The organism is Ruegeria halocynthiae (assembly GCF_900106805.1).
GTDB lineage: Bacteria > Pseudomonadota > Alphaproteobacteria > Rhodobacterales > Rhodobacteraceae > Ruegeria > Ruegeria halocynthiae.
This window is the reverse complement of sequence record NZ_FNNP01000033.1, coordinates 1-1,511: the sequence shown is the minus strand read 5'-3', so window position 1 is coordinate 1,511 and position 1,511 is coordinate 1. Positions and strand designations below refer to the sequence as shown.

The window sequence follows — 1,511 nt, the reverse complement described above, 5'->3', positions numbered from 1 at the left end:
TGTCCGTCGTCAGGGATTTTGGGACAGATGGCGGCGTGAGCTAAGAGAGGGTCTGGCTCATCTGGTTCATGTGATTATGCGGCGGATTTGCGGTGAAGCAAGCGTCGCGTTTCGATGGTCTTCCGTTTGATCCTTTCTCGTTGTTTCAGAATGGTCTGGCCGCGTCCGAAGTAGACATCAGCGGGCGTGAGGTTTTGCAGGCTCTCGTGATAGCGCCGGTGGTTGTAGTGATCGACAAAGGCGTCGATCTGCCGCCTGAGATCACCGGGCAGGTAGTAGTTTTCCAGCAAGATGCGGTTCTTCAGGGTTTGGTGCCATCGCTCGATCTTCCCCTGAGTTTGCGGGTGATACGGGGCACCTCGAACATGATCCATCTGCTGATCTTCCAGCCAGTCGGCCAACTCGCTGGAGATGTAACTGGACCCGTTGTCGCTGAGCAGGCGCGGTTTGTGCAGCACCGTTGCCTGATCACAGCCTGAGGCTTGCAAGGCGAGGTCCAGTGTGTCGGTCACATCCTCGGTCCTCATCGTTGCACAAAGCTTCCAGGCGATGATGTATCGGCTGTAATCATCGAGGATGGTCGACAGGTAGAACCAGCCCCAGCCGATCACCTTTAGATAAGTGAAGTCCGTCTGCCAGAGTTGGTTCGGCCGTGTTGTCTTGTCTTGGAACTCGTCTGCGGCTGACAAAACTACATAGGCTGGACTGGTGATCAGATCGTAGGACTTGAGGATGCGATAGACCGAAGCCTGTGACACAAAATACTTTTCCGTGTCGGTGAATTGCACGGCCAACTCGCGCGGCGACAGATCGCTTTCCTTCAGAGCCAGATCCTTGATCTTCTCACGAACCGGCTCAGGAATGCGGTTCCAGACCCGTGAGGGCTTGGGACTACGATCCTCAAGCGCCTCAGGACCACCCGACAGATATCGGTCATACCAGCGATAGAAGGTGGTCTTCGGGATGCCCAGCTTGTCCAAAGTGCGCTTGGTCGGCAGATATGAACCTTCGACGAGGCGGATGATCTCCAGCTTTTCGGATGCGGGATATCTCATTCGTCGTCGCCCCCATCCGCGATCATGCTTTTTTTGAGCAACCGCAGTTCAAGAGCCTGTTCGGCAACCACCTCCTTCAGATCACGGGATTCCCGTCTCAGATCCTTCACTTCAGTGGAAGTTGCCGCGCGGGCAGTGTCACCTGCAAGGCGTTTCTTACCGGCTTCCAGGAACTCCTTGGACCAACTGTAGTAGAGGCTCTGGGCAATGCCTTCACGGCGGCACAGCTCGGCAATGCTGTCCTCGCCCTTCAGGCCGTCCAGCACAATCCTGATCTTCTCTTCCGCTGAGTATTGCTTACGCGTGGCGCGGCGGATGTCTTTTACAACTTTCTCACCGTGGCGCTGCTTGGGTCCAGGTTTCTTTCTCATCTCCACTCCTTGGCGGTTACGATGAGCCAGAAACCCTCTCTTATCAAATCGACCTAAACTGTCCCATTGGTGCTGACGTCAGACA

Annotated in this window: 1 protein-coding gene; it reads right to left on the bottom strand. The window is 55.4% G+C overall.

Annotated elements, in window-relative coordinates; all coding sequences use genetic code 11:
- Positions 1–74: 74 nt before the first annotated feature.
- A protein-coding gene (locus tag BLU89_RS21045) for an IS3 family transposase (protein WP_143030654.1) occupies positions 75–1,426 on the bottom strand; the annotation gives its coding sequence in 2 pieces (ribosomal slippage) (positions 75–1,090 and positions 1,090–1,426; 1,353 coding nt in all).
- Between the last annotated feature and the right edge of the window lie 85 nt (positions 1,427–1,511).